The organism is Streptomyces sp. NPDC026673 (genome assembly GCF_040638135.1).
In the GTDB taxonomy this organism is placed as follows: domain Bacteria; phylum Actinomycetota; class Actinomycetes; order Streptomycetales; family Streptomycetaceae; genus Actinacidiphila.
Window position 1 is genome coordinate 71,129 of sequence record NZ_JBEZXR010000012.1, and the last position, 24,105, is coordinate 95,233.

Annotated in this window: 19 protein-coding genes and 1 pseudogene; 9 read left to right on the forward strand and 11 right to left on the reverse strand. The window is 72.9% G+C overall.

The genetic code is table 11. From position 1 onward, the window contains the following. Positions 1-406: 406 nt before the first annotated feature. The 4 genes from AB0F62_RS12160 to AB0F62_RS12175 form a co-directional block, all read right to left on the reverse strand. Complete coding sequence (locus AB0F62_RS12160; protein WP_361795928.1) at positions 407-3,169, reverse strand: ABC transporter substrate-binding protein; 2,763 nt, start codon at positions 3,167-3,169, stop codon at positions 407-409. 201 nt (positions 3,170-3,370) lie between these two features. Further along, entirely contained in the window at positions 3,371-4,444 is a 1,074-nt protein-coding gene (locus tag AB0F62_RS12165; RefSeq protein WP_361796107.1) for an SCO1860 family LAETG-anchored protein, read from the reverse strand. A 215-nt stretch (positions 4,445-4,659) separates the two neighbouring features. Continuing rightward, positions 4,660-5,760 (reverse strand): Hint domain-containing protein, encoded by a 1,101-nt coding sequence (locus tag AB0F62_RS12170; RefSeq protein WP_361795931.1) that lies wholly within the window; start codon positions 5,758-5,760, stop codon positions 4,660-4,662. A gap of 168 nt (positions 5,761-5,928) precedes the next feature. Continuing rightward, positions 5,929-7,029 carry an amidohydrolase family protein gene (locus AB0F62_RS12175; RefSeq protein WP_361795934.1) on the reverse strand — a complete coding sequence of 367 codons (1,101 nt, stop codon included), beginning with the start codon at positions 7,027-7,029 and terminating at the stop codon, positions 5,929-5,931. 68 nt (positions 7,030-7,097) lie between these two features. Here AB0F62_RS12175 and AB0F62_RS12180 point away from each other — a divergent pair, with 68 nt between their 5' ends. The 5 genes from AB0F62_RS12180 to thpD all read left to right on the forward strand — a co-directional run bounded on the left by AB0F62_RS12180 (position 7,098) and on the right by thpD (position 11,720). Further along, complete coding sequence (locus AB0F62_RS12180) at positions 7,098-8,186, forward strand: aminotransferase class V-fold PLP-dependent enzyme (protein ID WP_361795937.1); 1,089 nt, start codon at positions 7,098-7,100, stop codon at positions 8,184-8,186. Positions 8,187-8,592: 406 nt separating this feature from the next. Then, positions 8,593-9,093, forward strand: a complete 501-nt coding sequence (gene ectA / locus AB0F62_RS12185; protein WP_361795940.1) for a diaminobutyrate acetyltransferase — start codon at positions 8,593-8,595, stop codon at positions 9,091-9,093. A 28-nt stretch (positions 9,094-9,121) separates the two neighbouring features. Next, on the forward strand, positions 9,122-10,393 hold the full coding sequence (ectB, locus tag AB0F62_RS12190; RefSeq protein ID WP_361795943.1) for a diaminobutyrate--2-oxoglutarate transaminase: 1,272 nt from the start codon (positions 9,122-9,124) through the stop codon (positions 10,391-10,393). Positions 10,394-10,412: 19 nt separating this feature from the next. Beyond that, entirely contained in the window at positions 10,413-10,811 is a 399-nt protein-coding gene (locus AB0F62_RS12195) for an ectoine synthase (RefSeq protein ID WP_361795946.1), read from the forward strand. A gap of 6 nt (positions 10,812-10,817) precedes the next feature. After that, positions 10,818-11,720, forward strand: coding sequence for an ectoine hydroxylase (gene thpD, locus AB0F62_RS12200; protein WP_361795949.1), 903 nt, complete (start codon positions 10,818-10,820; stop codon positions 11,718-11,720). Positions 11,721-12,426: 706 nt separating this feature from the next. Here thpD and AB0F62_RS12205 read toward each other — a convergent pair. After that, positions 12,427-13,956 carry an aldehyde dehydrogenase (NADP(+)) gene (locus tag AB0F62_RS12205; protein WP_361795952.1) on the reverse strand — a complete coding sequence of 510 codons (1,530 nt, stop codon included), beginning with the start codon at positions 13,954-13,956 and terminating at the stop codon, positions 12,427-12,429. 112 nt (positions 13,957-14,068) lie between these two features. On the opposite strand from AB0F62_RS12205, the gene AB0F62_RS12210 reads away from it, so the two are divergent. Further along, a complete protein-coding gene (locus AB0F62_RS12210) occupies positions 14,069-14,836 on the forward strand; it encodes an IclR family transcriptional regulator (protein WP_361795955.1) in 768 nt (255 codons plus the stop codon). 9 nt (positions 14,837-14,845) lie between these two features. On the opposite strand, the pseudogene AB0F62_RS12215 reads toward AB0F62_RS12210, so the two are convergent. Then, positions 14,846-16,084: pseudogene (locus AB0F62_RS12215) on the reverse strand (beta-galactosidase trimerization domain-containing protein); the annotation flags it as partial. Between AB0F62_RS12215 and AB0F62_RS12220 the strand changes: the two are divergent. The 3 genes from AB0F62_RS12220 to AB0F62_RS12230 all read left to right on the forward strand — a co-directional run bounded on the left by AB0F62_RS12220 (position 16,081) and on the right by AB0F62_RS12230 (position 18,417). Beyond that, positions 16,081-16,875 carry a carbohydrate ABC transporter permease gene (locus AB0F62_RS12220; RefSeq protein WP_361795958.1) on the forward strand — a complete coding sequence of 265 codons (795 nt, stop codon included), beginning with the start codon at positions 16,081-16,083 and terminating at the stop codon, positions 16,873-16,875. The pseudogene AB0F62_RS12215 and the gene AB0F62_RS12220 sit on opposite strands and share 4 nt — an antisense overlap. A gap of 23 nt (positions 16,876-16,898) precedes the next feature. Further along, positions 16,899-17,921 (forward strand): LacI family DNA-binding transcriptional regulator, encoded by a 1,023-nt coding sequence (locus tag AB0F62_RS12225; RefSeq protein ID WP_361795961.1) that lies wholly within the window; start codon positions 16,899-16,901, stop codon positions 17,919-17,921. 94 nt (positions 17,922-18,015) lie between these two features. Further along, positions 18,016-18,417 (forward strand): hypothetical protein, encoded by a 402-nt coding sequence (locus AB0F62_RS12230; RefSeq protein ID WP_361795964.1) that lies wholly within the window; start codon positions 18,016-18,018, stop codon positions 18,415-18,417. A gap of 139 nt (positions 18,418-18,556) precedes the next feature. Here the strand turns inward: AB0F62_RS12230 and AB0F62_RS12235 are convergent, their stop codons facing one another. From AB0F62_RS12235 to AB0F62_RS12255, 5 genes are all read right to left on the reverse strand, one after another. Beyond that, positions 18,557-19,891 (reverse strand): sugar ABC transporter substrate-binding protein, encoded by a 1,335-nt coding sequence (locus AB0F62_RS12235; protein ID WP_361795967.1) that lies wholly within the window; start codon positions 19,889-19,891, stop codon positions 18,557-18,559. A 263-nt stretch (positions 19,892-20,154) separates the two neighbouring features. Next, positions 20,155-20,997: a PmoA family protein gene (locus AB0F62_RS12240; RefSeq protein WP_361795970.1), complete on the reverse strand. Its 843-nt coding sequence runs from the start codon at positions 20,995-20,997 to the stop codon at positions 20,155-20,157. After that, positions 20,994-22,136, reverse strand: a complete 1,143-nt coding sequence (locus AB0F62_RS12245; protein ID WP_361796110.1) for a Gfo/Idh/MocA family oxidoreductase — start codon at positions 22,134-22,136, stop codon at positions 20,994-20,996. Before AB0F62_RS12245 ends, AB0F62_RS12240 begins: the two co-directional genes overlap by 4 nt. A 116-nt stretch (positions 22,137-22,252) precedes the next feature. Then, positions 22,253-23,173, reverse strand: a complete 921-nt coding sequence (locus tag AB0F62_RS12250) for a carbohydrate ABC transporter permease (RefSeq protein WP_361795973.1) — start codon at positions 23,171-23,173, stop codon at positions 22,253-22,255. Further along, positions 23,170-24,096, reverse strand: a complete 927-nt coding sequence (locus tag AB0F62_RS12255) for a sugar ABC transporter permease (protein ID WP_361795976.1) — start codon at positions 24,094-24,096, stop codon at positions 23,170-23,172. The genes AB0F62_RS12250 and AB0F62_RS12255 overlap by 4 nt, the downstream gene beginning before the upstream one ends. Between the last annotated feature and the right edge of the window lie 9 nt (positions 24,097-24,105).

A 24,105-nucleotide genomic window follows, 5' to 3' on the forward strand; every position in this document is an offset into this window, starting at 1 on the left:
CGCTCATCCACGCCACGGGCGACGAACTGCCGTGCCGGGCGGTCGACGGCAGGCGGACGGGACACACGCCGGTCACCCCCGGGCGCCCACGTCAGCGGCCGGGCCGCCGCGCACGGCGCCTCGGACCACGCCGGCGGCCGCGTCGGCGGCCCGTCCCCGACAGGGACCACACCCCCACACCACGCCGGCGGAACCAGCGGACCGAAGGGCGCACATGACCCACCCGCGGAACCGGTCGGCACCCGACGTCCACGCCATCGGCGGCGAACGGCCACATCCGACGGTCGGCGCGCCGAACCTCCGAAGACACCCGCAACCACCGCGCCCGCAGAGCCGGTCACCCCCGTACGCCCACGTCACCGGCCGAGAGCGCGCACGCTCGGCGGGCCGCCGGCTCCCCGGACGATCATCTCTTGACGCCGAGCGCCTGAATGTCGATCCCGCCCAGCGCCGGGTGGACGTAGGCGTTCGTCAGGCGGTCGGAGCGGTAGTTGAGCCGGCGTTCGTAGAGGAAGGGGAGGAGGACGCCGCGGTCCTGGGCGGTGGAGTCGACGGTGCGCCAGAGGTTGTCCGCGGCGTTGCGGTTCGTCTCGGCGTCGGCCTCGTCCATCAGGGAGTTGAGCTCCCGGTCGTCCAGGCCCGCGTAGTTGGTGGGGCTGCGCGGCAGCAGCAGCGGGCGGAGGAAGCCGGCCGGGGAGGGCCAGTCGGACTGCCAGGTCGTCATGACGATGCCCCAGCCCTTGGCCTTGATCTGCTCCTGGTCGGCGAGTGCGGCGTAGAGGTCCGCGGGGTCGGGGGTCTGCACGGTGGCCTTGATGCCGACCGCGGCGAGCTGGCCGACGAGCGACTCGGCGGCCTTGCGGGCGGCCGGGTCGCTGCCGGAGACGGCGACGACCGTGCCGAACCCCTTGGCGTGCCCGCATTCGCCGAGGAAACGCCGGGCCTGCTCGGGGTAGGAACCGCCGGTCGCGGTGCCGTAGGTGTCGAGGTGCCGGTCATGGCCGCCGACGGTCGGCGGGAGCATGCCGCCCGCCACGTCGCCCGCGTCCTTCCCGCCCATGGCGTCGCGCAGCAGCCGGCGGTCGGTGGCGTACTGGACGGCCCAGCGGCAGCGGTAGTCGTCGAGGGGCGCGACGGCGGTCTGCAGCGTGAAGTAGCGGACGGCGCCGGTCTGCACGAGGTCGGCGCGGGCCTTGAGCACGTCGTCGTCGAGGATCCTGGTCCGGGTGGCCTCCTGGACGCCGGTCTGCGCGAGGTCGAGGTCGGCGGTCCCGTCCATCAGCGCGGCGTCCACGGCCGCCGCGTCCGGCGCGATGGTGAGCTCCACCTCGTCGGGCAGGGCGGTGCGTATGGTGTCGGTCGCCGGATCCCACTTGTCGTTGCGCACCAGGCGCAGCCCCTTGGCGGGGTCGTAGGACGCGATCCGGTAGGGCCCGCTGGCGACCGGCTGCTTCTGGTAGTCGTCCTTGGTGTCCTTCGCCTTCGGGACGGGCGAGGACATGGGCAGCGCCAGCACGGAGGGGAAGTCCGCGAAGGGCGCGTCGAGGTGGAAGACGACGGTGCGGTCGTCGGGGGTATCGACGCTCTTCAGGCCGAGCCCGTCGGGGTCGGTGTCCTTGTAGGGGCCGGGGTAGGCCTGCCCTTGGTCGAGCAGGTCGCGCAAGTGGGTGGGGCCGCCGGGGTAGAGGTCCCGGGCGAAGGTGCGCTCGATGCCGTACTTGACGTCCCGGGAGGTGATCGGCGTGCCGTCCTCGAAGGCGACGCCCTCCTTGAGGGTGTACGTGTAGGTGCGGCCGCCGTCGGAGATCCGGCCGGTGCTGGTGGCGAGGTCGGGGGTGAGCCGGGTGCCGGCGGCACCGGGCTGCGGGGCGAACTCGACGAGTTTGCGCAGGTAGAGGCGGCCGAGGTTCCACACGATCGGGGAGTAGGTGCGGGCCGGGTCGAGGGAGTCGGGGGTGTAGGCCGAGACGAGCCGCAGCGTGCCGCCCCTGGCGGTGGACGGGTCGACGGCGCCGGTGAGGGCGCCGTTGTAGCCGCCGGTGGACCTGCGGGCGGCGATCAGGTCCTGGGCGGTGGGGGTGGACGGCTTCTTCCGGTCGTCGCCGAAGGGGTCCACGACGACGGCGACGGTGACCAGGACGGCCACGACGGCCGCGGTCGCGGCGGCGACCACGCCCCATCGGCGGCGCCGGGGCACCGGGACCGGGGTGTCCCATGCGGGCCGGGTGGGGTGGGAGGGCGGGCCGTACGAGGGCGGGTTGTACGAGGGCGCGTTGTACGCCGGATGGGGCACGGCGGGCGGCCGCGTGGGCGGCGGGGGCAGCGCGGGCGGGCCCGACGGCGGGGTCCGCGAGGCGAGGTGACCGCTGAGGGCGTCGCGCATCTGCTCGGCGCCCCGCGGCCGCAGCGCCGGGTTCTTCGACAGGGCGGACAGCACGATGGCGTCGAGTTCGGGCGGCACCAGCGGATTGCGGGCGGAGGGCGGCAGTGGCGTCTGGTGGACGTGGGCGTACATCACCGACAGCGGGGTGGTCCCGGCGAAGGGGACGGTCCCGGTGAGGAGTTCGGTGAGCATGCAGGCGACCGCGTACAGGTCGCTGCGGGCGTCGACGGCGTCACCGGCGCACTGCTCGGGGGCCATGTAGCCGGGGGTGCCGATGGCGGAGCCGGTGCCGGTGATGCGGGACAGGGAGTGGACGACCCGGGCGATGCCGAAGTCGGCGACCTTGACGGCGCCCCCGGTGGTGACCAGGACGTTGGACGGCTTCACGTCGCGGTGGACCAGGCCGCGGGCGTGGGCGTGGGCGAGGGCGTCCAGGATGTCGCAGGTGATGCGGACGGCCCGCTCGATCTCCAGCGGGGCCTGGTCGCGGGAGAGTTCGGCGAGGGTACGGCCCTCGATGTGCTCCATCACCAGATAGGGCACCACCGAGTCGTCCGCCGTGACCTCGTCCTGGTCGTGGACGGTGACGATGCCTGGGTGGTTGAGGCCGGCCGCGGCCCGTGCCTCGCGGGCGAAGCGGCGCCGCGCCTCCGGGTCCCGGGCCAGCTCCGGCAGGAGCGTCTTGACGGCGACGGTCCGGCCGAGTCGGGTGTCGTACGCCAGATGGACGCGGGCCATGCCGCCGGAGCCGAGCAGCGCCCGCAACTCATACCGTCCCGCGAACATGCGACCCCCCGGCCCCGTCCGCGACGGGCGCGCGGACACTCCCCAACAGGGTAGTGGAAACTGCCCTTTTCAGACGCCGATGAGCACGCGGGAGGAGTGCGGTGAGCACTCGCCCGAGCACGCGTGGAGGGCGGCCCCGGACACCCGGCCGCCCTCCACGCCCCCCTACCCCGATCCGCCCCCTGGGGTCACCCGGACCCGTCAGTCCCGGGCGTTCTCGGCCGCCGGCTTGCGGCGGGTCTTGCGGATCACGAGGAATCCGGCGGCGAACAGCAGCACCGAACCACCGGCGAGATACGGGGTCATGGAGCTGCTGCCGGTCTCGGCGAGGTCACCGGCGGCCGCGGGGGCGGCCTGCGGGGACTGCTCGGCGCGGGCGGACTCGGAGGGTTCGGCGGACTGCGTGGGCTGCGCCGACTCCGAGGGCTGCTCGGACTCGCCGCCGGTCTGCGGCTCCTCGCCGCCACCGGTGTCGTCGCCCTTGCCGCCGCCGTCGTGGTCGCCGCCGCCGTCGTGGTGCCCGCCTCCGGAGCCGTGCCCGCCTCCGGAGCCGTGCCCGCGGCGGGGCGTCTCGCAGGTGGCCTCGGCGAGGGTGACGGTGCCCCTCACCTCGGCGACGTTGAGCTTGAGCGGGTTGACCTCGACCGACAGCTCGAGGGCGGTCGCGGCGGCGGTGCGCGAGGTGACGGCCTTCTTGGCCAGGTCGAGGCGGACCTCGCCCACGCCGGGCACCTCCACCAGGGTCGTGCCGCCGGCGGAGACCTTGACGCGCTTGCCGAGGACGACGACATGGCCGGGCATCTCCACCTCGGCGACCGGCTTGCGGCCGGCGGCGCAGGTGGCACGCGCGGAGATCGCGTCGACCTTGACGAGCCCGAGCAACGGCAGTCCGGGGAGGTTGACGCGCGCCCGGACGAGGTTGGTGTAGCCCTCCGCCTTGCGGCGGTCGACGGTGGCCCGGGCGGTGGCGACGTCGGCGCGCAGGACGGTGAACGGCCTGCCGCGGTCGACTCCGTCGAGGGTGGCGGTGAGCGCGGTCTCGTCGGCACTCGCCGGTGCGTGGACCTCGTTGAGCGTGAGGTTCAGCGGCACGTCGACGGACTTGCGGAGCAGTGAGACCTCCAGGCCGGTCCGCAGGACGACCGCCCCGGCCTTGCCGGACGAGCCGTGGGTCCCCCCGGTCGCGGCGGCCGGGGTCGCGGGCCCCAGCGCGAGGGCGCCCGCCGCCAGCGCGACGGCGGCGCCCAGCGCGGCGGCGGGACGGCGCGCGGGCATGCTGAAGGGAGAGCTGGACAAAGTGGAAAACCCCCAAATGGTCATGGAGTCGCCGCGGCGCCGCTGAAGGGGACAGCGCGCTTCGCCGGGGGCGACCTCGACCCCGTAATGATTTACGTACGGAGAGTGAACCGGCACCCGCCTGGGCCCGGTTCACTCCAAAGGGTGGTTTTCGTCTCCTTATTCGAAACCCGCGGCACACGCGTTCCCGCGCGTCACACCTGCGAGCGCGCGTATTCGAGCAGCTTGGCGAAGTCCAGCGCCCCTGGGTCCCCGTGGGAGTTGTGGCACAGAAGGCCACGCGCCACATAGGTACGGGCCGAGGTCGACAGCGACGCGATGGGCCGCTCCCCCAGGTGCTCGACCGCGAGCACCTCCGCCTCGCCGGTGACGTCGGCGACCGACGCGCCCTCCCAGGTGGAGGGGTCGGCGCCCGGCCGGTCGCCGAGGGCGACGATCCGGTGCTTGAACGGGGTGAGTTCGCGGCTGGTCACCCACGCGTCGCCGTGCGGCAGCCGTACCAGCCACGGATGGTCGGCCGTCGCCACCACCTCGCCCCGGCCGGTCGCCACCCGGTACGCGTCCTTGCGGGCCGGGTCGTTGCGGGTCACCACGCCGCGGCTCAGCCGGCGTTCGCCCCGCCCGCCGTCCCCGGCCTCCTCGTCGAAGCACGCGATCTCGTCGCCGACGGCCAGGTCCGCGGCGCGTGCCCAGCTCAGGTCGGCGCGGAGCACGGGGGTGTCCGGGTGGACGCAGTTCTCCGGCACGTGCTCATGTCCGCAGATCCCGCGGAAGGCGTTCCACTCGCGGCCGGTCATCCGCTGCCCGCCCGCGTTCCCGTACGAGCGCGGATACGGCGGCCAGAGCTTCGGCCCCTTCAGCGGCACGCCGTGGTGCGTGTGCATCCACGCCAGGAACTCGGCGAGTTCGCGCAGCGCCCACTGCGGGGCCTTGGGCCAGTAAACGTGCCGGTTGGCGGCGCCCCAGTCCTCGTGCCGCTCCGGGTCGCAGGTCCCGACCAGCTCCACCTGGCAGATGTTCAGCGTGTTGGTCTCCACGCCTCCCGGCCGGTTGACCAGGGCGCGCGAGGAGATGTCGATGTCGAAGTGCTGATACCAGACCAGCTTCTCGTCCTCGAAGTCCGGCTTCGCGGTCAGGTTGGGCGCGCTGCTCCCGCCCCCGTACGACGGCACGCTGCGGCCCTCGGTGGTGTGCAGCACGATGGCGTTGACCTCCATCGCGTCCCCGCCGTAGTCGTCCTGGTACCAGTACCTGCGCGAGGCCCCCGGGTACTTCTGCGGTCCCTGCCTGGTCATCGTGCTCCCCGTCCCGTTGCGGTGTCGGCCGGCAGGACCGATCGCAGCATGACGGAAGGGGACGGACCGGCATTTCCCGCACAGCGTCACTCGAACCGGTGCGACGGGATCATTCCGGGCGCATCGGTCGCAACGCCTCGCTACCGTGACCCCTGCGTGCCCGCCGGATCACCCCACCACGCGGCCGCGCAGCACGATGCGCCGGGGCGCGGACAGGACGCGGACGTCGGCGCGGGGGTCGGACCCGTAGACGACCAGGTCGGCGGAGGCGCCCTCGGTGAGGCCGTCCCGGCCGAGCCACTCGCGGGCGGACCAGGTGGCGGCGGAGAGCGCGTCGAGGGCGGGGAGGCCGGCGGTGACGAGTTCGGCGACCTCCCCGGCGACGAGCCCGTGGGCGAGGGACCCCCCGGCGTCGGTGCCGGTGAAGATCCGGATCCCGGCGTCGTACGCGGCGCGCACGGTGTCGTAGCGGCGGGCGTGGAGCCGGCGCATGTGGTCGGACCAGCGCGGGAACCTGGCCTGGCCGCCGTCCGCGAGCTGGGGGAAGGTGGCGATGTTGACCAGGGTGGGGACGATGGCCACCCCGTGCTCGGCGAAGAGCGGGATGGTGTCCTCGGTCAGACCCGTGGCGTGCTCGACGCAGTCGATGCCGGCCTCGACCAGGTCCCGCAGGGAGTCCTCGGCGAAGCAGTGGGCGGTGACGCGGGCGCCCTCCTCGTGGGCCGCGGCGATGGCGTCCTCGACCGCGCCGCGCGGCCAGCAGGCGGTGAGGTCGCCCGCGTCGCGGTCGATCCAGTCGCCGACCAGCTTGACCCAGCCGTCGCCCCGCCGGGCCTCCTGACGCACGTAGGCGACCAGGTCCTCGGGCTCGATCTCCCAGGCGTAGTTGCGGATATAGCGACGGGTACGGGCGATGTGCCGGCCCGCCCGGATGATCCGCGGCAGGTCCTCGCGGTCGTCGATCCAGCGCGTGTCGGAGGGCGACCCCGCGTCGCGGAGCAGCAGGGTGCCGGCGTCGCGGTCGGTGAGCGCCTGCTTCTCGGAGGTGCCCGCGTCGACGGGGCCGTGGTGGTCGAGGCCGACGTGGCAGTGCGCGTCGACCAGGCCGGGCAGGACCCAGCCCTCGACGGTGGTGATGTCGCGGACGCCGGCCGGGCGGTCGTAGGTGACGCGCCCGTCGAGCACCCAGAGCTCGTCCCGGACGTCCTCCGGCCCGGCCAGGATGCGGCCTGTGATGTGCAGTGCGTGCGGCGCCTCGCGATCAGCCATGTCAGCACTCTACGAGCCGGTGGGTACGCTCGGCCCGTACACCCCTCGACGAAGGAAGCGGCTCCACCGTGTCCCATCCCCTGCTTGACCTGCCCCCGCTGACCGCCGCGCGCTTCGCCGCGATCGAGCGGAGAGTGGCCGCGCTGCTCCACACCGAGCAGGACGTCGTGATCACGCAGGGCGAGGCGCTGCTGCCGCTGGAGGGCTGCATCCGCGGCGGTGCGGGACCGGGCTCCACGGCACTCAACGTGGTGACCGGCCCGTACGGCCAGACCTTCGGCGGCTGGCTGCGGGACGCGGGTGCCACGGTCGTCGACCTGGAGGTGCCCTTCCACGCCGCCGTGAGCGCGCAGGACGTCGCCCGGGCGCTGTCCGCCCGTCCGGAGATCGACTTCGTGTCGCTGGTGCACGCGGAGGCGGCCACCGGCAACACCAACCCGGTGGCGGAGATCGGCGAGGTGGTCCGGGCGCACGGCGCGCTGTTCATGGTCGACGCGGTGGCCTCGGTGGCAGCGGAGCCGCTGCTGGTGGACGCGTGGGGCGTGGACCTGTGCGTGATCGGCGCCCAGAAGGCGATGGGCGGGCCCGCCGGGGTGTCGGCGGTGTCGGTGAGCGAGCGCGCGTGGCGGCGCCTGGCGGACAACCCGGCGGCCCCGCGCCGCTCGTACCTGTCGCTGCTGGACTGGAAGGAGCGCTGGATCGACGGCGGGCGCAGGGCGCTGCCCCACGCGCCCGCCCAGTTGGAGATGCTGGCGCTGGAGGCCTGCCTGGAGCGGATCGAGGAGGCCGGCCTCGACGCGGTGATCGCCCGGCACCGCGCCGCCGCCGCGGCGACCCGGGCCGGCGCGGCCGCGCTGGCCGCCGCCGTGGAGCCGTACGTGTACCGGGACGTGGACGCGGCACCGGTGGCCACGACGCTGCGCACCCTGGACGGCGTCGCCGCCGACGAACTCGTCGCCCGCGCCCTGGCGCTGGAGCCGGGGCTGCCGCTGGTCGCCGGCGGCGGGGCGCTGGCCAAGGAGATGATCCGGGTCAACCACTACGGCGGGGACGCCGATCCGGACCTGGTCGTCCGTACGCTGCGCGCGCTGGGCGCCGCCCTGGATGCGGATCCCGAGCCGGCCGTCGCGGCGGCCGAGGCGGCCTGGAGGGCCTGACCCGACCGCACCGCGAAGGGGCCGCCCGGGCCGCAGTGAACGGCCCGGGCGGCCCCTTCGCCGTCGGCACGCGGACGACCGCTTCCACCCCTTCCCGCGGGAACCCCAGGAATTCCCCGCGGCTTGACCTACAGGGAATTCCGGGCAATTATCCGGAGCACCGGGGAAACCATTCCGCATTCAACTCCTGCCCCGGGATCCCGGCTTCAAACGCCAAGATTCCATCGACGCGACGTGATGATTCCGAGGATGTGACCGAGCCCACAGCCTCGCCCTTTCGCCCGGATACATCCGGCCAAATCATCCCGCATCGACGGCCTTCACGCGCCTGATATCAGCAGCACCGGCCCGCCACAAGGGCCGCGCGGAATGCGATTTCGAATTCATCCCGCTAAGTTCTTTCCGCATGACCGTCGCAAGGGAATTGCTGCTCGACACCCCGCGAATCGAGGACGGCGCCGCGCTGTGGCGCATCGCCCGCGATTCCCGGGCCCTGGATCTGAACTCCCCGTACAGCTATCTCCTGTGGTGCCGGGACTTCGCCGGCACGTCGGTGGTGGCGCGTGCGGCAGACGGCGAGGCGATCGGCTTCGTGACCGGATACGTCCGCCCCGAGCGCCCCCGGACCCTCGTCGTCTGGCAGGTGGCCGTGGACGTCGGGCATCGCGGCCGGGGCCTCGCGGCCGCGATGCTCGACGACCTGGCACGGCGGGCCGCCGCCTCCGGGGTGCGCGAGATCGAGACCACGATCACCCCGGACAACGAGGCCTCGCAGCGCCTGTTCACGTCCTTCGGCGAACGGCACGGCGCGCGGACCGAACGCGAGGTGCTCTTCGACGCGGCCCTGTTCCCGGACGACGGCGGCCACCAGCCCGAAGTCCTGTACCGCATAGGCCCCCTCGGCTGACCGACTCCCCCCACAGAAGGAATCCACGGTGACCCTCACCCCGCCCGCCATGTCCGTCTTCGAGACCCTCGAGTCCGAGGTCCGCAGCTACTGCCGGGGTTGGCCCGCGGTCTTCGACCGCGCGCAGGGCAGCCGGCTCTTCGACGAGGACGGCCACGCCCACCTCGACTTCTTCTCCGGCGCCGGAGCCCTCAACTACGGCCACAACAACCCCGTGCTCAAACGCGCCCTGCTGGACTACCTGGAGCGCGACGGCATCACCCACGGCCTGGACATGAGCACCACCGCCAAGCGCGCCTTCCTCGAGCGCTTCCAGGACGTCGTGCTGCGCCCGCGCGGCATGGACCACAAGGTGATGTTCCCCGGCCCGACCGGCACCAACGCCGTGGAGGCGGCGCTGAAACTGGCTCGCAAGGTCAAGGGCCGCGAGTCGGTGGTGTCCTTCACCAACGCCTTCCACGGCATGTCGCTGGGCTCGCTCGCGGTGACCGGCAACTCGATGAAGCGGGCCGGGGCCGGCATCCCCCTGGTGCACGGCACCCCGATGCCCTTCGACAACTACCTCGACGGCCGCGTCCCGGACTTCCTCTGGTTCGAGCGGCTGCTGGAGGACCAGGGCTCCGGCCTCAACCGGCCCGCCGCCGTGATCGTCGAGACGATCCAGGGCGAGGGCGGCATCAACGTCGCCCGCCCCGAGTGGCTGCGCGGCCTCGCCGACCTGTGCCGGCGCCGCGACATGCTGCTGATCGTCGACGACATCCAGATGGGCTGCGGCCGCACCGGCCCGTTCTTCTCCTTCGAGGAGGCGGGCATCGTGCCGGACATCATCACCCTCTCCAAGTCCATCGGCGGCTACGGCATGCCGATGTCGCTGACCCTGTTCCGGCCCGAACTGGACATCTGGGAGCCGGGCGAACACAACGGCACCTTCCGCGGCCACAACCCCGCCTTCGTCACCGCCACCGCCGCCCTCGACACCTACTGGGCGGACGGCGGCAGCATGGAGAAGCAGACCCTCAAGCGCGGCGAACAGGTCGAGGCCGTGCTGCGCGAGATCTGCGCCGAGCACTCGCGCTCCGGCGCCCGCCACCGGGGCCGCGGCCTCGTCTGGGGCCTGGAGTTCACCGACCCCGGCCGGGCCTCCCGGGTGTGCGCCCGCGCCTTCGAACTGGGCCTGCTGCTGGAGACCTCCGGCCCCCGCGGCGAGGTCGTCAAGCTGCTGCCCGCACTGACCATCACCCCCGACGAGCTGGACGAGGGGCTGCGCATCCTCGCCCGCTCCGTCCGTGAGACCGCCTGACGAAAGGAACCGTCCGACCGTGATCGTGCGATCCCTGAAGGACATCGAGGGCACCGACCGCGATGTCACCGCCGAGACCGGCACCTGGCGCAGCAAGCGCATCATCCTCGCCGACGACCGCGTGGGCTTCTCGCTGCACGAGACGGTGATGTACGCGGGCACCGAGACCTCCATGTGGTACGCGAACCACGTCGAGGCGGTGCTGTGCGTCGAGGGCGAGGGCGAACTGACCGACGACGAGACCGGTGAGCGGCACCGGATCTCCCCCGGCACGCTCTACCTGCTGAACGGCCACGAGCGGCACACCATGCGACCCGAGACCGACCTGCGCTTCGTCTGTGTGTTCAACCCGCCCGTCACCGGGCGTGAGGTGCACGACGAGAACGGCGTATACCCCCTGCTCACCGAGGGAGCGTGACAACGGATGACCACCGCGACGACGAGGACCCGCGCCGACCTCTACCCCACCCGCGGCACGGCCGAGGTACTGACCCCGCGCCAGGACCCGGCCGTCTGGGGCGAGCCCGGCACCGCCGGCCCCCTGCAGCCTTCCGAACTGCGCGACTTCGACCGCGACGGCTTCCACGCGATGGACGCGATCATCGGACCCGACGACGTGGCCCGCTACCGCGCGGAGCTGGACCGGCTCTGCGCGGACCCGGCGGTGCGGGCGGACGAGCGGTCTGTCGTGGAGCCGAAGTCCCGGGACATCCGCTCGGTCTTCGAGGTCCACAAGATCAGCCCGGTCTTCGCCGAACTGGTCCGCGACCCCCGCGTGGTGGGCCGGGCCCGGCAGATCCTCGGCTCGGACGTGTACGTCCACCAGAGCCGGATCAACGTCAAGCCGGGCTTCGGCGCCTCGGGCTTCTACTGGCACTCGGACTTCGAGACCTGGCACGCCGAGGACGGGCTGCCCCGCATGCGCGCGGTGTCGGTCTCGATCGCGCTCACCGAGAACCACGACACCAACGGCGGACTGATGATCATGCCGGGTTCGCACCGCACGTTCCTCGGCTGCGCGGGCGCCACCCCGGAGGACAACTACAAGCAGTCCCTCCGGATGCAGGACGCGGGCACGCCCTCCGACGCGGCGCTCACGGAACTGGCGGGCCGGCACGGGATCCGGCTCTTCACGGGGCCGCCCGGATCCGCGGTGTGGTTCGACTGCAACTGCATGCACGGCTCGGGGGACAACATCACGCCGTATCCCCGCAGCAACGTCTTCATCGTCTTCAACAGCGTGGAGAACGCGGCGGTCGCCCCCTTCGCGGCCCCCTTCCCCCGCCCCGAGTTCATCGGGGCGCGCGACTTCACGGCTGTGCGCTGACGCGTTGTGCGGGGTGCGTTCTGTGGGGCCCGGTTGTCGTGTGCGGCGCCGCTTGTGGTTGCGGTTGCGGTTTCCCCCGCCCGCCCTCCCTCCCCCAGCCTCCGGCCGGGGGTACCCCCACCAACGCTCGCGGTTTACGCCCACGTCATGCGGCGCCGGGTTCGCCGCTCGTCTCCCCCAGCCTTCGGCCAGGGGGGCACCCCGCCACACCCCCTCCCGGTGTGTGGGCGCATGACGGCCGGTGGGGGGTTCAGTTAGGCAATCGGGGTCACCCCGGACCGCTTGCTCACCCCCTGCGTCCCCCAGCTACCGCTGGGCGGTACGCCCGTGGGGTGCCTGACCCGGTGGGGGTGAGGTGGGTGTTTGCGGCGCCCCCGGACCGCCTTCTGTACCCACCCTCCGGGGATCAGGCGCGCTACGAGAGGGAGGGGGCGGGGTCGTAGGGGTGGGCGTTCTGGACACTGGGCGTATTTGTGTGCGGCACAGACGGCACCAACATGGACCGCCCGCCATGCACGTAAATATGCGTCCAGAATGCCCAGCCCCGGAGGCCCCGACCCCGGCCCACCACACACGCAGCGGCGCGGTGCCTGACCGCGCCGGGCAATCGGGAGGGCGGGCGGGGAAAAACCCAACATCAACCAAGACGCACCCGCACACGACAACCGGGCACCAGCAAAACGCACCCCGGACCGCCAGCGCAGCGTCAGCCCTCGCGGCGCCCATCGACGCGCCGCGGCAGCCCCAGCACGTTCTCGTCCCGGAGCTCCGCGGGAAGCAGCCCCTGCGGCGCGTCCTGGTACACGACGGGCCGCAGCCACCGCTCGATCGCGGTACCGCCCACCGACGTGGACGTCGACGTCGTCGCCGGATACGGCCCCCCGTGGTGCATGGCCGGGGCCACGGCGACGCCGGTCGGCCAGCCGTTCACCACGACGCGCCCCGCCAACGGGGTGAGCCGGCGCAGTAGTTCCGCGCCGGAGCCGTCTCCCCCGGACGCCTCGGCCTCGCTCAGGTGGGCCGTGGCCGTGAGGTTCCCGGGAAGCCGGCCGAGCACCCCCTCGACCTCCTCCGCGGTCCCGTACCGCGCGACGACGGTCACCGGCCCGAAGTGCTCGTCCAGCAGCGCGTCGTGCTCGCCGCCCTCCGCCAGACGGGCCGCCGGCACGGAGACGAAGCCGGCGCGGACCAGGTGCTCGCCGCCGTCGCCGGGCTCCACGGGCGCCTCCACCTCCGGCAGCGCCGTCAGCTCGCGCACCCCCGCGATGAAGTTGTCCCGCATGCGGGCGTCGAGGAGCGTGCCGGGGGCGACGTCGCCGACCGCGGCCGCCAGGGACTTCAGGAGGCGGTCGCCCGCCTCCCCCGCCGGGGCCAGTACGAGGCCCGGCTTGACGCAGAACTGGCCGACGCCGACCGTCATGGACCCGGCCAGCCCCGCGCCGATCTGCTCGGCACGCTCCTCGGCGGCGGCCTCCGTGATGACCACGGGGTTGAGGCTGCCGAGTTCGCCGTGGAACGGGATGGGCGCGGGCCGCGCCGCGGCCGCGTCGAAGAGGGCGCGCCCGCCCCGCACGGAGCCGGTGAACCCGGCGGCGGACACCAGCGGGTGCTCGACGAGGTCGATTCCGGCCCGGAAGCCGTGGACCACGGACACGACGTCGGCCGGCAGCCCGACCTCGACGGCGGCCCGGCGCAGCGCGTCCGCGCAGAGCTCGCTCGTCGCGGGGTGGTCGGGGTGGGCCTTGACGACGACGGGGCAGCCCGCGGCCAGCGCGCTCGCGGTGTCACCGCCGGGCACGGAGAAGGCGAGCGGGAAGTTGCTGGCCGCGTACACGGCCACGACGCCGAGCGGGATCTTGTAGCGCCGCAGGTCGGGCCGGGGCGGGGCGAGCGTCGCGTCGGCGTGGTCGATGATGACGTCGAGGTAGGCGCCCTCCTCGACGAGGTCGGCGAAGGCCCTCAGCTGGTACGTGGTGCGGCCGAGTTCGCCGGTGAGCCGGGCCGGTCCGAGGGCGGTCTCCGCGTCGGCGGCCTCGAGGATGCGGGGGCCGGCCTCCTCCAGGAAGTCGGCCGCGGTGCGCAGCAGCCGGACCCGCACCTCGCGGTCGGCCAGCGCCGGGAAGGCCGCGGCGGCGGCGCGGACGGCCGCGTCCACCTCCTCGGCGGTTGCTTCGACGGCGACCTGCTCCCGCTGCTTCCCGGTTCGGGGATCGACGCTCCACACTGGTACGGCCACCGCGGGTACCTCCAGGCCTTCCGTTCGATATACTGAACAGCATCCGCAACTGTGAATCTGCTCGGGAGCCTACTTGCGCGGGTCCCGGCCGAACAAGAGGGGTCCACTCCAGATGGCTGCAGGTGAGGGCGGGGCGCAGGTCAAATCCGCGGTGCGGACGGTGGAGCTGCTGGAGTTCTTCGCCGGGCAGCCGGGCATGCACAGCCTGGCCGCCGTCCAGGAGGCCGTCGGCTACCCCAAGTCCAGCCTGTACATGCTGCTGCGCACGCTGGTGGAACTCGGCTGGATCGAGACCGACGCCACCGGCACGCGCTACGGCATCGGCGTGCGCGCCCTGCTGGTCGGCACCTCGTACATCGACGGCGACGAGGTCGTCGCGGCGGCCCGGCCGACCCTCGACCGGCTCTCGGACGACACCAGCGAGACCATCCACCTTGCCCGGCTGGACGGCACCAGCGTCGTCTACCTGGCGACCCGTCAGTCCTCGCACTATCTGCGGCCGTTCACCCGCGTCGGCCGGCGGCTGCCGGCCCACTCCACCTCGCTCGGCAAGGCGCTGCTGGCCACGTACACCGACGAGCAGGTGCGCAAGCTGCTGCCGGAGACGCTGGAGCCGCTGACCGAGCACACCCACACCGACCGCGAGAAGCTGATCGCCGAGCTGCACCAGATCCGCGAGCAGGGCTACGCCGTGGACCGCGAGGAGAACACGCTGGGCCTGCGCTGCTTCGGCGTCGCCATCCCTTACCGCACGCCGGCCCGCGACGCGATCAGCTGCTCGGTCCCGGTTGCCCGGCTGACCCCGGCCCACGAGCAGCTGATCAAGGACGCCCTCTTCGACGCGCGCGACCGCCTCACGCTGGCGACCCGCCGCCTCTGACCGCCCCCGTCAGAACTCCTCCCGGAGCACCCGGACCGCTCCCGGCGGCACGCTGAGCCGGCCGATCACCCGCTCGCCGGTGAGCAGTTCGGTGCCCGGCGCGTCGAGGGGCACCTTCGCCTCGGTCTCGGTGTGGTTGATCACGAAGACATAGGTGCCGTGCTCCCCGGCGCGGCGGACGACCTCGACGTCCCGGGGCAGTTCGGCCCGCTCGGGCAGGCCGGCGTCCTCCGCGGCGGCGGCCAGGACCGCGCCGAGCTCCGCGGGGCCCAGCCGGGTCGAGACGTACCAGGCGGTGCCCTCGCCCAGGGCGTGCCGGGTGACGGCGGGGCGGCCGGCGGCCGGGCCTTCGGCGTACGTCCACACCGGCTCGGCGCCGCGCGGCACGACGATCTCCGTCCACAGGTCGCCGGTGAGGGCGGAGCCGTCGGGACCGTCGAGGCGGACCCGCTCGCCGTCGAGCAGGGGCGCGAACTCCTCGACCGTCAGCCCGAGCACGTCCCGCAGGGCGCCGGGCACGGGGCCCGGGTGGACGGTGTCGTGCTCGTCGACGACACCCGAGAAGTAGGAGACCAGCAGCGTGCCGCCGCCCTCGACGTACGCGCGCAGGTTCCGTCCGGCGGCCTCGGTGGTGAGGTAGAGGGCGGGGACGACGACAAGGGGATAAGCCGACACATCGGCTTCGGGGTGCGCGAAGTCGACGGTGAGGTGACGGTCGAAGAGGGCCTCGTAGAAGCTGTCGGCGCGCTCGCGCGCGTCGTGGTCCTGGCTCGGCCGCCACTCCAGCTTCTGCGCCCACCAGGACTGCCAGTCCCACAGCACGGCGGCGTCGGCCGCGGTCCGGGTGCCGGCGACCTCGGCGAGGGCGGCGATGTCGGCGCCCAGCCGGACCACCTCGCGCCAGACACGGCTGTCGGTGCCCGCGTGCGGCAGCATCGCGGAGTGGAACTTCTCGGCGCCGTAGCGGGACTGCCGCCACTGGAAGAACAGGGCGCCCTCCGAGCCGCGGGCGACGTGGGCGAGGCTGTTGCGGGCCATCTGACCGGGGGCCTTGGCGGGGTTGCGGCGCTGCCAGTTGACGCCGCTGGTGGAGTGCTCCAGCAGCAGCCAGGGGGCGCCGCCTGCGACGGAGCGGGTGAGGTCGGCGGCCATGGCCAGGTTGACGTGGGTGCGGCGGCCGTCGGTGATCAGGTAGTGGTCGTTGGTGACGAGGTCGACCTCGCGGCCCCAGGCCCAGTAGTCCAATGCTCGGCGCGGCGTACTGCCTGCTCCCGGTCGCATGGGTGCTGGTGGCGTCGACGAAGAGCAGCCGAGAGCTGTTCGCGACGTTCACCTTCCTGCCCGGCACCGGCCTGGCGGAGAACGTCTCGCAGTTGTCGGCGTACCGTGACGGCGTCTACTGGCGGTGGATGCTCAACTCCCTCTTCTACGCGGGGCTCGGCGCGCTGCTGTCCACGGCGGTGTCCGCGGTGAGCGGCTACGCGCTGGCGAAGTACCGCTTCCGGGGCCGCGAGGCGATCTTCAACGTCCTGCTGACGGGTGTGCTGATGCCGCCGGTCATCCTGGCGATCCCGCAGTACCTGCTGATGGCCAAGGCCGGGCTCGCCGACAGCTACCTCTCGGTGCTGCTGCCGAGCGTCCTGGCGCCGTACGGGATCTACCTGGCCCGGATCTACGCGTCCGCCGCCGTGCCCGACGAGGTGGTGGAGGCCGCCCGGGTCGACGGGGCGCGGGAGTGGCGGATCTTCCGGACGATCGCGCTGCCGGTGATGGTGCCGGGACTGGTGACGGTCTTCCTCTTCCAGTTCGTGGCGATCTGGAACAACTTCCTGCTGCCGTTCATCATGCTCGGCGACGACGAGAAGTTCCCGGTGACCCTGGGCCTCTACACCCTGCTCCAGCAGGGCGCCTCGGCGCCCGCCCTCTACACCCTGGTGATCACCGGTGCGATGCTGGCGATAATGCCGCTGATCGCGCTGTTCCTGGTCATCCAGCGGTTCTGGAGCCTGGACCTGCTCTCCGGGGCCGTAAAGTCCTGACGAGCCCCCGAAGGAAGAACGGTATGAGCCGCACAGAACGACGCCGTCCCCCGACGATCCACGACGTGGCCCGCGAGGCCGGAGTGTCGCGGGGCACGGTGTCGCGCGTCCTCAACGGCGGGCACAACGTGAGCCCGGCCGCGATGGAGGCGGTCAACGCCGCGATCCGCCGTACCGGCTACGTGGTGAACCGGCACGCCCGCAGCCTGATCACCGGGCGCTCGGACTCGGTGGGCTTCCTGCTCACCGAGCCGCAGGAGCGCTTCTTCGAGGACCCGAACTTCAATGTGCTGCTCAGCGGCTGCACCCAGGCGCTGGCCGCGCACGACATACCCCTGCTCCTGATGATCGCGGGCGACGAGCCCGAGCGGCGGCGGATCACCCGCTACATCACCGCCGGGCACGTCGACGGCGTGCTGCTGGTGTCCAGCCACTCCGGGAACCCGGTCGCCGAGCGGCTGGAGAAGGCCGGAGTCCCGGTCGTCGCCTGCGGGGAGCCGCTGGGGCAGGGGGGCAGGGTCGCCTACGTCGCCGCGGACGAGCGGGGCGGCGCGCACCAGATGGTGCGCCACCTCGCGGCCTCGGGGCGGCGCCGGATCGCGATGATCACCGGTCCGCTGGACACCCCGGGCGGTGTCCAGCGGCTGGCCGGCTACCGCGAGGAGCTGGCCGCGTCGGGGCTGCCCGCGGACGAGACGCTGATCGCCGAGGGCGACTACAGCCGGGCCAGCGGCGAGGCCGCCATGGGCGCGTTGCTGGGCCGCGCCCCCGACCTGGACGCGGTCTTCGTCGCCTCCGACCTGATGGCGCAGGGCGCGCTGGCGGCACTGGAGCGCGCCGGGCGGCGGGTGCCGGAGGACGTCGCGGTCGGCGGCTTCGACGACTCGCCGGCGGCGCTGGCCACGCTGCCGCCGCTGACCACGATCCGCCAGCCATGGAACCGGATCAGCGCCGAGATGGTGCGGCTGCTGCTCGCCCGCATCGCCGGCGACGAGGCGTCCGGGGTGATCCTTCCGACGGAGCTGGTGCGGCGGGAGTCGACCTGAACATCCCCTAGGATCAAGGGAGTTGGGGCATCGCACACTGCCCCAGGACTCTGGAGGACCGGTGCGTCTCCCCCGCTCCCTTTCCGGTTGGACCATGGCCGTCTTCGGGCTGCTCGCCGCGGCGCTGGGCATCGTCGGCCTGGTCTCCCCCGCCGTGCAGCTGTCCCTGCTCGGCTTCCACCAGCCGGACCACCGCGCGACCGGCGACTACACCCTGGTCTTCCTGACCGCGTCCTCGATGGCGGCGCTCAACATGGGCGTGTACTACGTCCTCGCCGCCCTCGCCGACTGGCGCGCCTTCTTCCGCTGGACGGTCCCGTTCCGGCTGCTGACCTTCACGGTCTTCACGGTGGCGGTACTCGCCGGCCGAGCCCCGTCCGGCTTCCTCGGGGTGGGCGTGTGGGAGGGCGTGGGCGCGCTCGTGACGGGCGCGGCCCTCTGGCGCGAGGGCCGCGGGGCCCCGGCCGCGCCGCCCGAGGGCGCCCCGGCGGCCTGAGCCCTCCGTTGCCCGCGTGGCAGTCCGCGGTGCGCGGCACCGCGGCGACGCGGTCGGCCCGGCCGCGCAGGCCCGGGGGACGGCCGGCGGCTCGGCACCGTGTGGTCACCACCGGCCGTCCCGTTCCCGTAAGCGCGGATCAGGAGTTGTGCTTCTTCCAGTCCGCCTGCGCGGCGTTCAGCTTCCCGGCGAACGCGTCGAGGAAGTCCTTGGCGCTCAGCCGTCCGAGGACGACCTTCTGGAACTCCGGCTCGGTGTCGGCCTTGCTGAGGGTGTTCCAGTCCGGCAGGTAGTACGGCAGCTGGACGATCTTGGTCTTGGGGTCGGTGAGCGCGTCGAGGGCGATCTTGGTGGCCCCGGCGGAGGCGATCCAGTCGTCGTCCTGGGCCTCGGTGTTGGACGGGATCGCCCCGGCCGACTCGTTCCACAGGCTGTTCGCCTCCGCCGAGGCGGCGAACTCGAGGAACTTCCAGGCGGCCTCCTTGTTCCCGGAACTCTTGAACAGGCCCAGCCCGTCCACCGGGTTGGACACCGTGGTGCGGACCCCCGACGCGTCGACCGGCATGGCCACACCCGCGAACCTGTCCTTGCCGAGGGCGTCCAGGTGGTTCTGGTAGGAGCCCAGGTTGTGCTGCAGGATGCCGATCTTCCCGTTGTCGAACTCGGCGACCATCTTGGTGAAGTCGTTGTTGAGGTCGGCCTCCGGCGTGGTCTTCTTGTACAGCGCGACGTACTTCTCCAGCGCCGCGACGTTCTTCGGGTCGTTGACCGTGGTCGAGTCGCCGTTCCAGAAGGTGTCGATGCCCGACTGGCCGTACATCATGTCCAGGGCCTGGGCGATCGAGCCGGCGCCGCCGCGGAAGGTGAAGCCGAACTCGTTCTTCTTCTTGTCCGTCAGCTTCTCCGTGGCCGAGAAGAAGGCGTCCCAGGTGGTGGGCGCGGGCGCCCCCGCGGCCTCGAACAGGTCGGTGCGGTACCACAGGACGCCCATGTTCGCGGAGGTCGGCACGGAGAACAGCTCGTCGCCGCCGCCCGCCACCCGCACGCTCTCGACCAGGTTGGGGTCGAACCTGCCCTTCAGGGAACCGTCCGCGATGCGGTCGGTCACCGGGTCGAGCGCGCCCTGCGCCACGAGGCTCGCGAGCATGGCGGTGCCCACGCCGCCCACGTCGGGCAGGCCCTTGCCGCCGGCGATGGCGGTGTCGTACTTGGACTGCACGTCGGCGGCGGCGACCCCGACGTACTTCACCTCGATGTCCGGGTTCTTCTTCTCGAAGCGGGAGATGATCTCCTTCCACACCTCGGTGCGGACACCGCCGTTGTTGTCCCAGAAGACGACGGTGCCCTTGCCGCTGCCCTCGCTGCCCGAGCTGCCCTTGCCGTCGGTGCCGCAGGCGGTGGCGGTCAGCGCCAGTGCGGAGACGGCCGCGACGGCGGCGGTCAGGCGCGCTCCGCGGCCCATCGGTGCTCTCATGGTGACTCTCCTGTCGGGATGTGTGCGGGTGGTGGGGACGTTCGGGGCTGCCGGGGTTCCGGCGCGGGGTCCGGGGCGGGCGGGGCGGCCCGTGCCCGCCGTGATCCGGAAGTGCGAGAAGTCCGCGTACCCGGCGGGACCGCCGGAACCGGTGGGCGCGCGGGGCGTGGTGGACGCCGTGGGCGCCGCGACGCGGAGCCCGAGCCGCGCGCCGACCCGGCGCCACGGGCCGTCGCCGAGGCCGGCGGTCCAGGGGCGCATCGTCAGCGGCTCCCCTCGACGAGGCGGCGGGCCAGCGCGCCGGCCGCCGCGGGGCCGAGCCGTCCGTCGGCGACCGCGGTCACGATCCGCCGGGTCACGGTGCCGCCCGCCGGGACCGGCAGCCGCTCCGCCCACGCGAGCGACGAGCCGACGCCGGGGTACTCGGCGACGCGCACGAACCAGGGATCACGCCGGGTCTCCTCGGTCGCCCCGGCGAAGACCAGCGTCCACCTCTCTCCGGCCAGGGCCAGCCAGTCGGCCGGACGTCCGTGCACGGCCTCCTCGCCCTCCGCGCCGGCCGAGAACACCCGTGCCGGCTCCGGCCCGGCGGGCGCGCGCCAGAAGAAGCCGCCGTAACCGGCGCCGGGGCGGCCGTTGGTGGCGGGGCTGCCGAGGGACAGCTCCCCGGCGCCCGGGTTGGCCAGCGCGAAGGTGACGTCGAGCGCCCAGCGGCCCTCGCCGAGCGCGCGGACCGCGACCGTACGGCGCTCGCGGAGCAGTTCACGGCCCCCCGAGCGCCAGGACAGCTCCTCGGCGAAGCCGTCCGGGCCGCCGCGGAGCAGGGCCCGGTGTTCCTGGACGCCGTGGTTGTCGAGCTCGGTCGGGCCCCGGTCCCGTACGAAGGTGCGGCCGCCCCAGAAGTTGCGCCCGTCGACGTCCGGGACGGCGAGGCTCACCCCGAGGTGGTGGAGGTGGTCGCCGGGCATGAAGTCGGTGACCGGCACCCCCGCCAGGGTGGTCAGCGGATGCAGGTACGGGCGCGGGGAGAGCCGCTCCGGCAGTTCGGGGCGGTGGACGTACCGGCCGACGGGGCGCCCGGCGACGCGCAGCTCGGTGGTCGTCATCGCGGGCCCACCCGTGTCGGCGCGGCCCAGGGGGCGCCCAGCTCGGAGAAGAGGGCCAGGGTCTCCGCGCCGGCGGCGACCATGCCGTCGACCCCGGTGACGACGCGCCGTGCGGAGCGCTCGCCGGGCTCGGTGCGCCAGACGCCCTCGGGGAGCGGGGCCGGGTCCGGGGCGGTGCGCACGGCTTCGACGACCTTCATGAAGGCACCGGTCGCGCGGGGCGGCACGAGCAGCTCCTCGCCGTGCCGCAGGTGCGCGACCAGGTTCTCCAGCAGGTCGGTGCGGCCGTACCGGTGCTCCTCCGGACCGCGTCCGGCGCGCTGCAGCAGCACCCGGTCCTGCTTGTACCAGAAGGTCACCCGGCCGCGGTCGCCGTGCACGATCACATAGGGCTCGGTGTCCCGTTCGGCGCACAGGGTGGCGGTGACCGTGACGACCGTGCCCCGCGCGGTGCGCAGCCGCAGGGCGGAGGTGTCGTCCGCCTCGATGGCGTTGGCCCGGAACAGTTCGAGCTCGATCTCCCCGACGTCCTCGGCGTGTTCGCTGCCGTCGAGGGCGAGCGCGGTGGCGACGGCGTGGGCGAGCGGGTTGGTGAGCACCCCGTCGACGACGTCCGTACCGCCCATCCTGCGGCGGCCGGACCAGGCGGCACGGTTGAAGTAGTGCTCCTCGCGCACCCAGTTGCCCGCCGCGCCGATGCCCCGCACGGCACCGACGGCTCCGTCCGCGACGAGTTCGCGGACGGCGGTGAGGGCGTGCGAGCCGAGCGACTGGAAACCGATCTGACAGGCCCGGCCGCTCGCCTCGACCCCGGCGACCAGTCGCTCGTAGGCGGCGTACGAGGGCGCCGGCGGCTTCTCCAGCAGCACGTGGGCGCCCTGGGCGAGCGCGGCCAGCGCCAGGTCGGTGTGCGTGTGGAGGGGTGTGCAGACGATGGCTATCCCGGCGCCGGTCCGCGCGGTCAGCTCGCCGAGGTCGGTGCCCTGCGCGGGTTCGGGGAAGCCGGGCAGTTCCCCCGGGCCGAACGGGGTGGTGTCGCAGACCCCGGCGAGGCGGACCAGTCCGGCCGCCGAGAGCCGCCGCAGGTTCGCCAGGTGCCAGGCGCCGTGGCCGCGGGCTCCGGCCAGGACGACCGGCAAGGGCGCGCCGGCCGGTGTCCGTGCCGGACCGCCGCCGGCGGCGGGCGGTGGAAACGCATCACGCACGGTTCGGACCTCCTCGTCCGCGGGGCATGAGCGGGTCGGCGGGAAGGGCCTCAGCCCTTCACCGCTCCCGCGCTGAAGCCGGTGACCAGCCATTTCTGGATGAAGGCGAAGACGATGACGACGGGCACGGCGGCCACGACGCCACCGGCCGCGAGCGTTCCCAGTTCGACGCTCTCGCCGGAGCCGATGGTGTAGCTGAGGCCGACGGGGATCGTGTACTTCTCCTGGGTGCTGAGGAACATCAGCGAGAAGAGGAAGTGGTTCCAGCTGTGCACGAAGGCGAAGGAGCCCACCGCGATCAGCCCGGGCCTCAGCAGCGGCAGCACCACCGCGCAGAAGGCGCGCACCCGGCTGCAGCCGTCGACCCAGGCCGCCTCCTCCAGCGACACCGGCACGTTCTTGATGAAGCCGCTGATCAGGATGATCGACAGTGGCAGCTGGAAGACCGTCTCGGCGACGATGACGCTCCAGAGGGAGTCGATCATGCGGAGTTCGCTGAAGATCTGGAAGAGCGGCACCAGCATGAGCGCGCCCGGGATGAACTGCGAGCACAGCAGGGCGAGGAGGAAGGCCCGCTTGGCGCGGAAGTCGAAGCGGGCCAGGGCGTAGCCGCCGAGCAGGGCGATCACGGTGGTCATCACGAGCGTGGCCACGCCGATGAGCAGGCTGTTCTTGAAGAAGACCGCGAAGCCGAGGTCGTTCCACACCTTCGAGAAGTGCGCGGTGGTGGCCGGCCACGGCACCAGCGAGGTGGACCCCGAGGGGCGTAGCGCGAACAGCAGCATCCAGTAGAAGGGGACGAGCGTGAAGAGCAGGTACAGGCCGAGCGGCAGGTGGATCTGCCAGCGCGGCGCCCCGGCGGCGAGCGCCCGGCGCCCGCGGCGCGGCCCGGTGCCGCCGCCGTCGGGGCGCGCGACCGCTGCGACGCCCGGGACGGGGACGCCGTTCTTCTCCGACACGGTGGTGGTCATGTGCGGTCGCCCCCGAACTTGCTGAGACGCAGGTAGACGATCGAGCAGAAGAGCAGGATCACGAACGCGACGGTGGTCAGCGCCGACGCGTAACCGAAGTCGTGGCCGTCGATGCCGGTGTTGGCGACGTACAGCGGCAGGGTGGTCGTCGAACCGGCGGGACCGCCGCCGGTGAGGGTGTAGAGCAGGTCGACGTTGTTGAACTCCCACACCCCGCGCAGCAGCGTGGACAGCACGATGGCGTCCCGCAGATGGGGCAGCGTGATGTGGAGGAACCGCCGGAAGCGCCCGGCCCCGTCGACCGAGGCGGCCTCGTACAGCTCGTTCGGGATGGACTGCAGGTCGGCGAGGATGAGGATGGCGAAGAAGGGCACGCCGCGCCACAGTTCGGCCAGGACGGCGGCCGGGAAGACGGTGTCGGGGTCGGAGAGCACGGAGGTGCCGTACGCGCCGATGCCGGCGTCCGCGAGGTAGCGGCTGATGCCGGTGGCGGGGTTGTACAGCAGCATCCAGATGGTCGTGGTCAGCACGCCGGAGACGGCCCACGGCGAGAAGACCAGGGCGCGCGCCAGTCCGCGGCCGACGAAGGTCTGGTTGACGATCAGGGCCAGCACCAGTCCGAGGGCGAGTTGCAGCCCCACCTCCGCGGCGACCCACTTGACGCTGAAGAGCAGGCTCTGCCAGAACAGCGGGTCGTCGAAGAGGATCCGGCGGAAGTTGCCGAGGCCCGCGAAGCCGTTCCGCCAGGGCTTGGTGACGTTGTGGTCCTGCAGGCTGTAGTAGAGGACGCTGAGCATCGGGTAGGCGATGAAGCCCAGCATGAGCAGGACGGCCGGGGCGATCAGGAGGTACGGGGTGCGCCGGGCCGCGCCGGACGGCCGGCGCCGCGGGGGCCGGGGTGGTTTCGCCACGGCTGTGGCCATGACCGGTAC

What these genes read in the sequence shown, in the direction of transcription:
- AB0F62_RS12160 (WP_361795928.1), bottom strand. Translation starts at nt 3,169, where the DNA reads ATGTTCGCGGGACGGTATGAGTTGCGGGCGCTGCTCGGCTCCGGCGGC.
- AB0F62_RS12165 (WP_361796107.1), bottom strand. Translation starts at nt 4,444, where the DNA reads ATGCCCGCGCGCCGTCCCGCCGCCGCGCTGGGCGCCGCCGTCGCGCTG.
- AB0F62_RS12170 (WP_361795931.1), bottom strand. Translation starts at nt 5,760, where the DNA reads ATGACCAGGCAGGGACCGCAGAAGTACCCGGGGGCCTCGCGCAGGTAC.
- AB0F62_RS12175 (WP_361795934.1), bottom strand. Translation starts at nt 7,029, where the DNA reads ATGGCTGATCGCGAGGCGCCGCACGCACTGCACATCACAGGCCGCATC.
- ectA (WP_361795940.1), top strand. Translation starts at nt 8,593, where the DNA reads ATGACCGTCGCAAGGGAATTGCTGCTCGACACCCCGCGAATCGAGGAC.
- thpD (WP_361795949.1), top strand. Translation starts at nt 10,818, where the DNA reads ATGACCACCGCGACGACGAGGACCCGCGCCGACCTCTACCCCACCCGC.
- AB0F62_RS12210 (WP_361795955.1), top strand. Translation starts at nt 14,069, where the DNA reads ATGGCTGCAGGTGAGGGCGGGGCGCAGGTCAAATCCGCGGTGCGGACG.
- AB0F62_RS12220 (WP_361795958.1), top strand. Translation starts at nt 16,081, where the DNA reads ATGCTCGGCGCGGCGTACTGCCTGCTCCCGGTCGCATGGGTGCTGGTG.
- AB0F62_RS12225 (WP_361795961.1), top strand. Translation starts at nt 16,899, where the DNA reads ATGAGCCGCACAGAACGACGCCGTCCCCCGACGATCCACGACGTGGCC.
- AB0F62_RS12230 (WP_361795964.1), top strand. Translation starts at nt 18,016, where the DNA reads ATGGCCGTCTTCGGGCTGCTCGCCGCGGCGCTGGGCATCGTCGGCCTG.
- AB0F62_RS12235 (WP_361795967.1), bottom strand. Translation starts at nt 19,891, where the DNA reads ATGAGAGCACCGATGGGCCGCGGAGCGCGCCTGACCGCCGCCGTCGCG.
- AB0F62_RS12240 (WP_361795970.1), bottom strand. Translation starts at nt 20,997, where the DNA reads ATGACGACCACCGAGCTGCGCGTCGCCGGGCGCCCCGTCGGCCGGTAC.
- AB0F62_RS12250 (WP_361795973.1), bottom strand. Translation starts at nt 23,173, where the DNA reads ATGACCACCACCGTGTCGGAGAAGAACGGCGTCCCCGTCCCGGGCGTC.
- AB0F62_RS12255 (WP_361795976.1), bottom strand. Translation starts at nt 24,096, where the DNA reads ATGGCCACAGCCGTGGCGAAACCACCCCGGCCCCCGCGGCGCCGGCCG.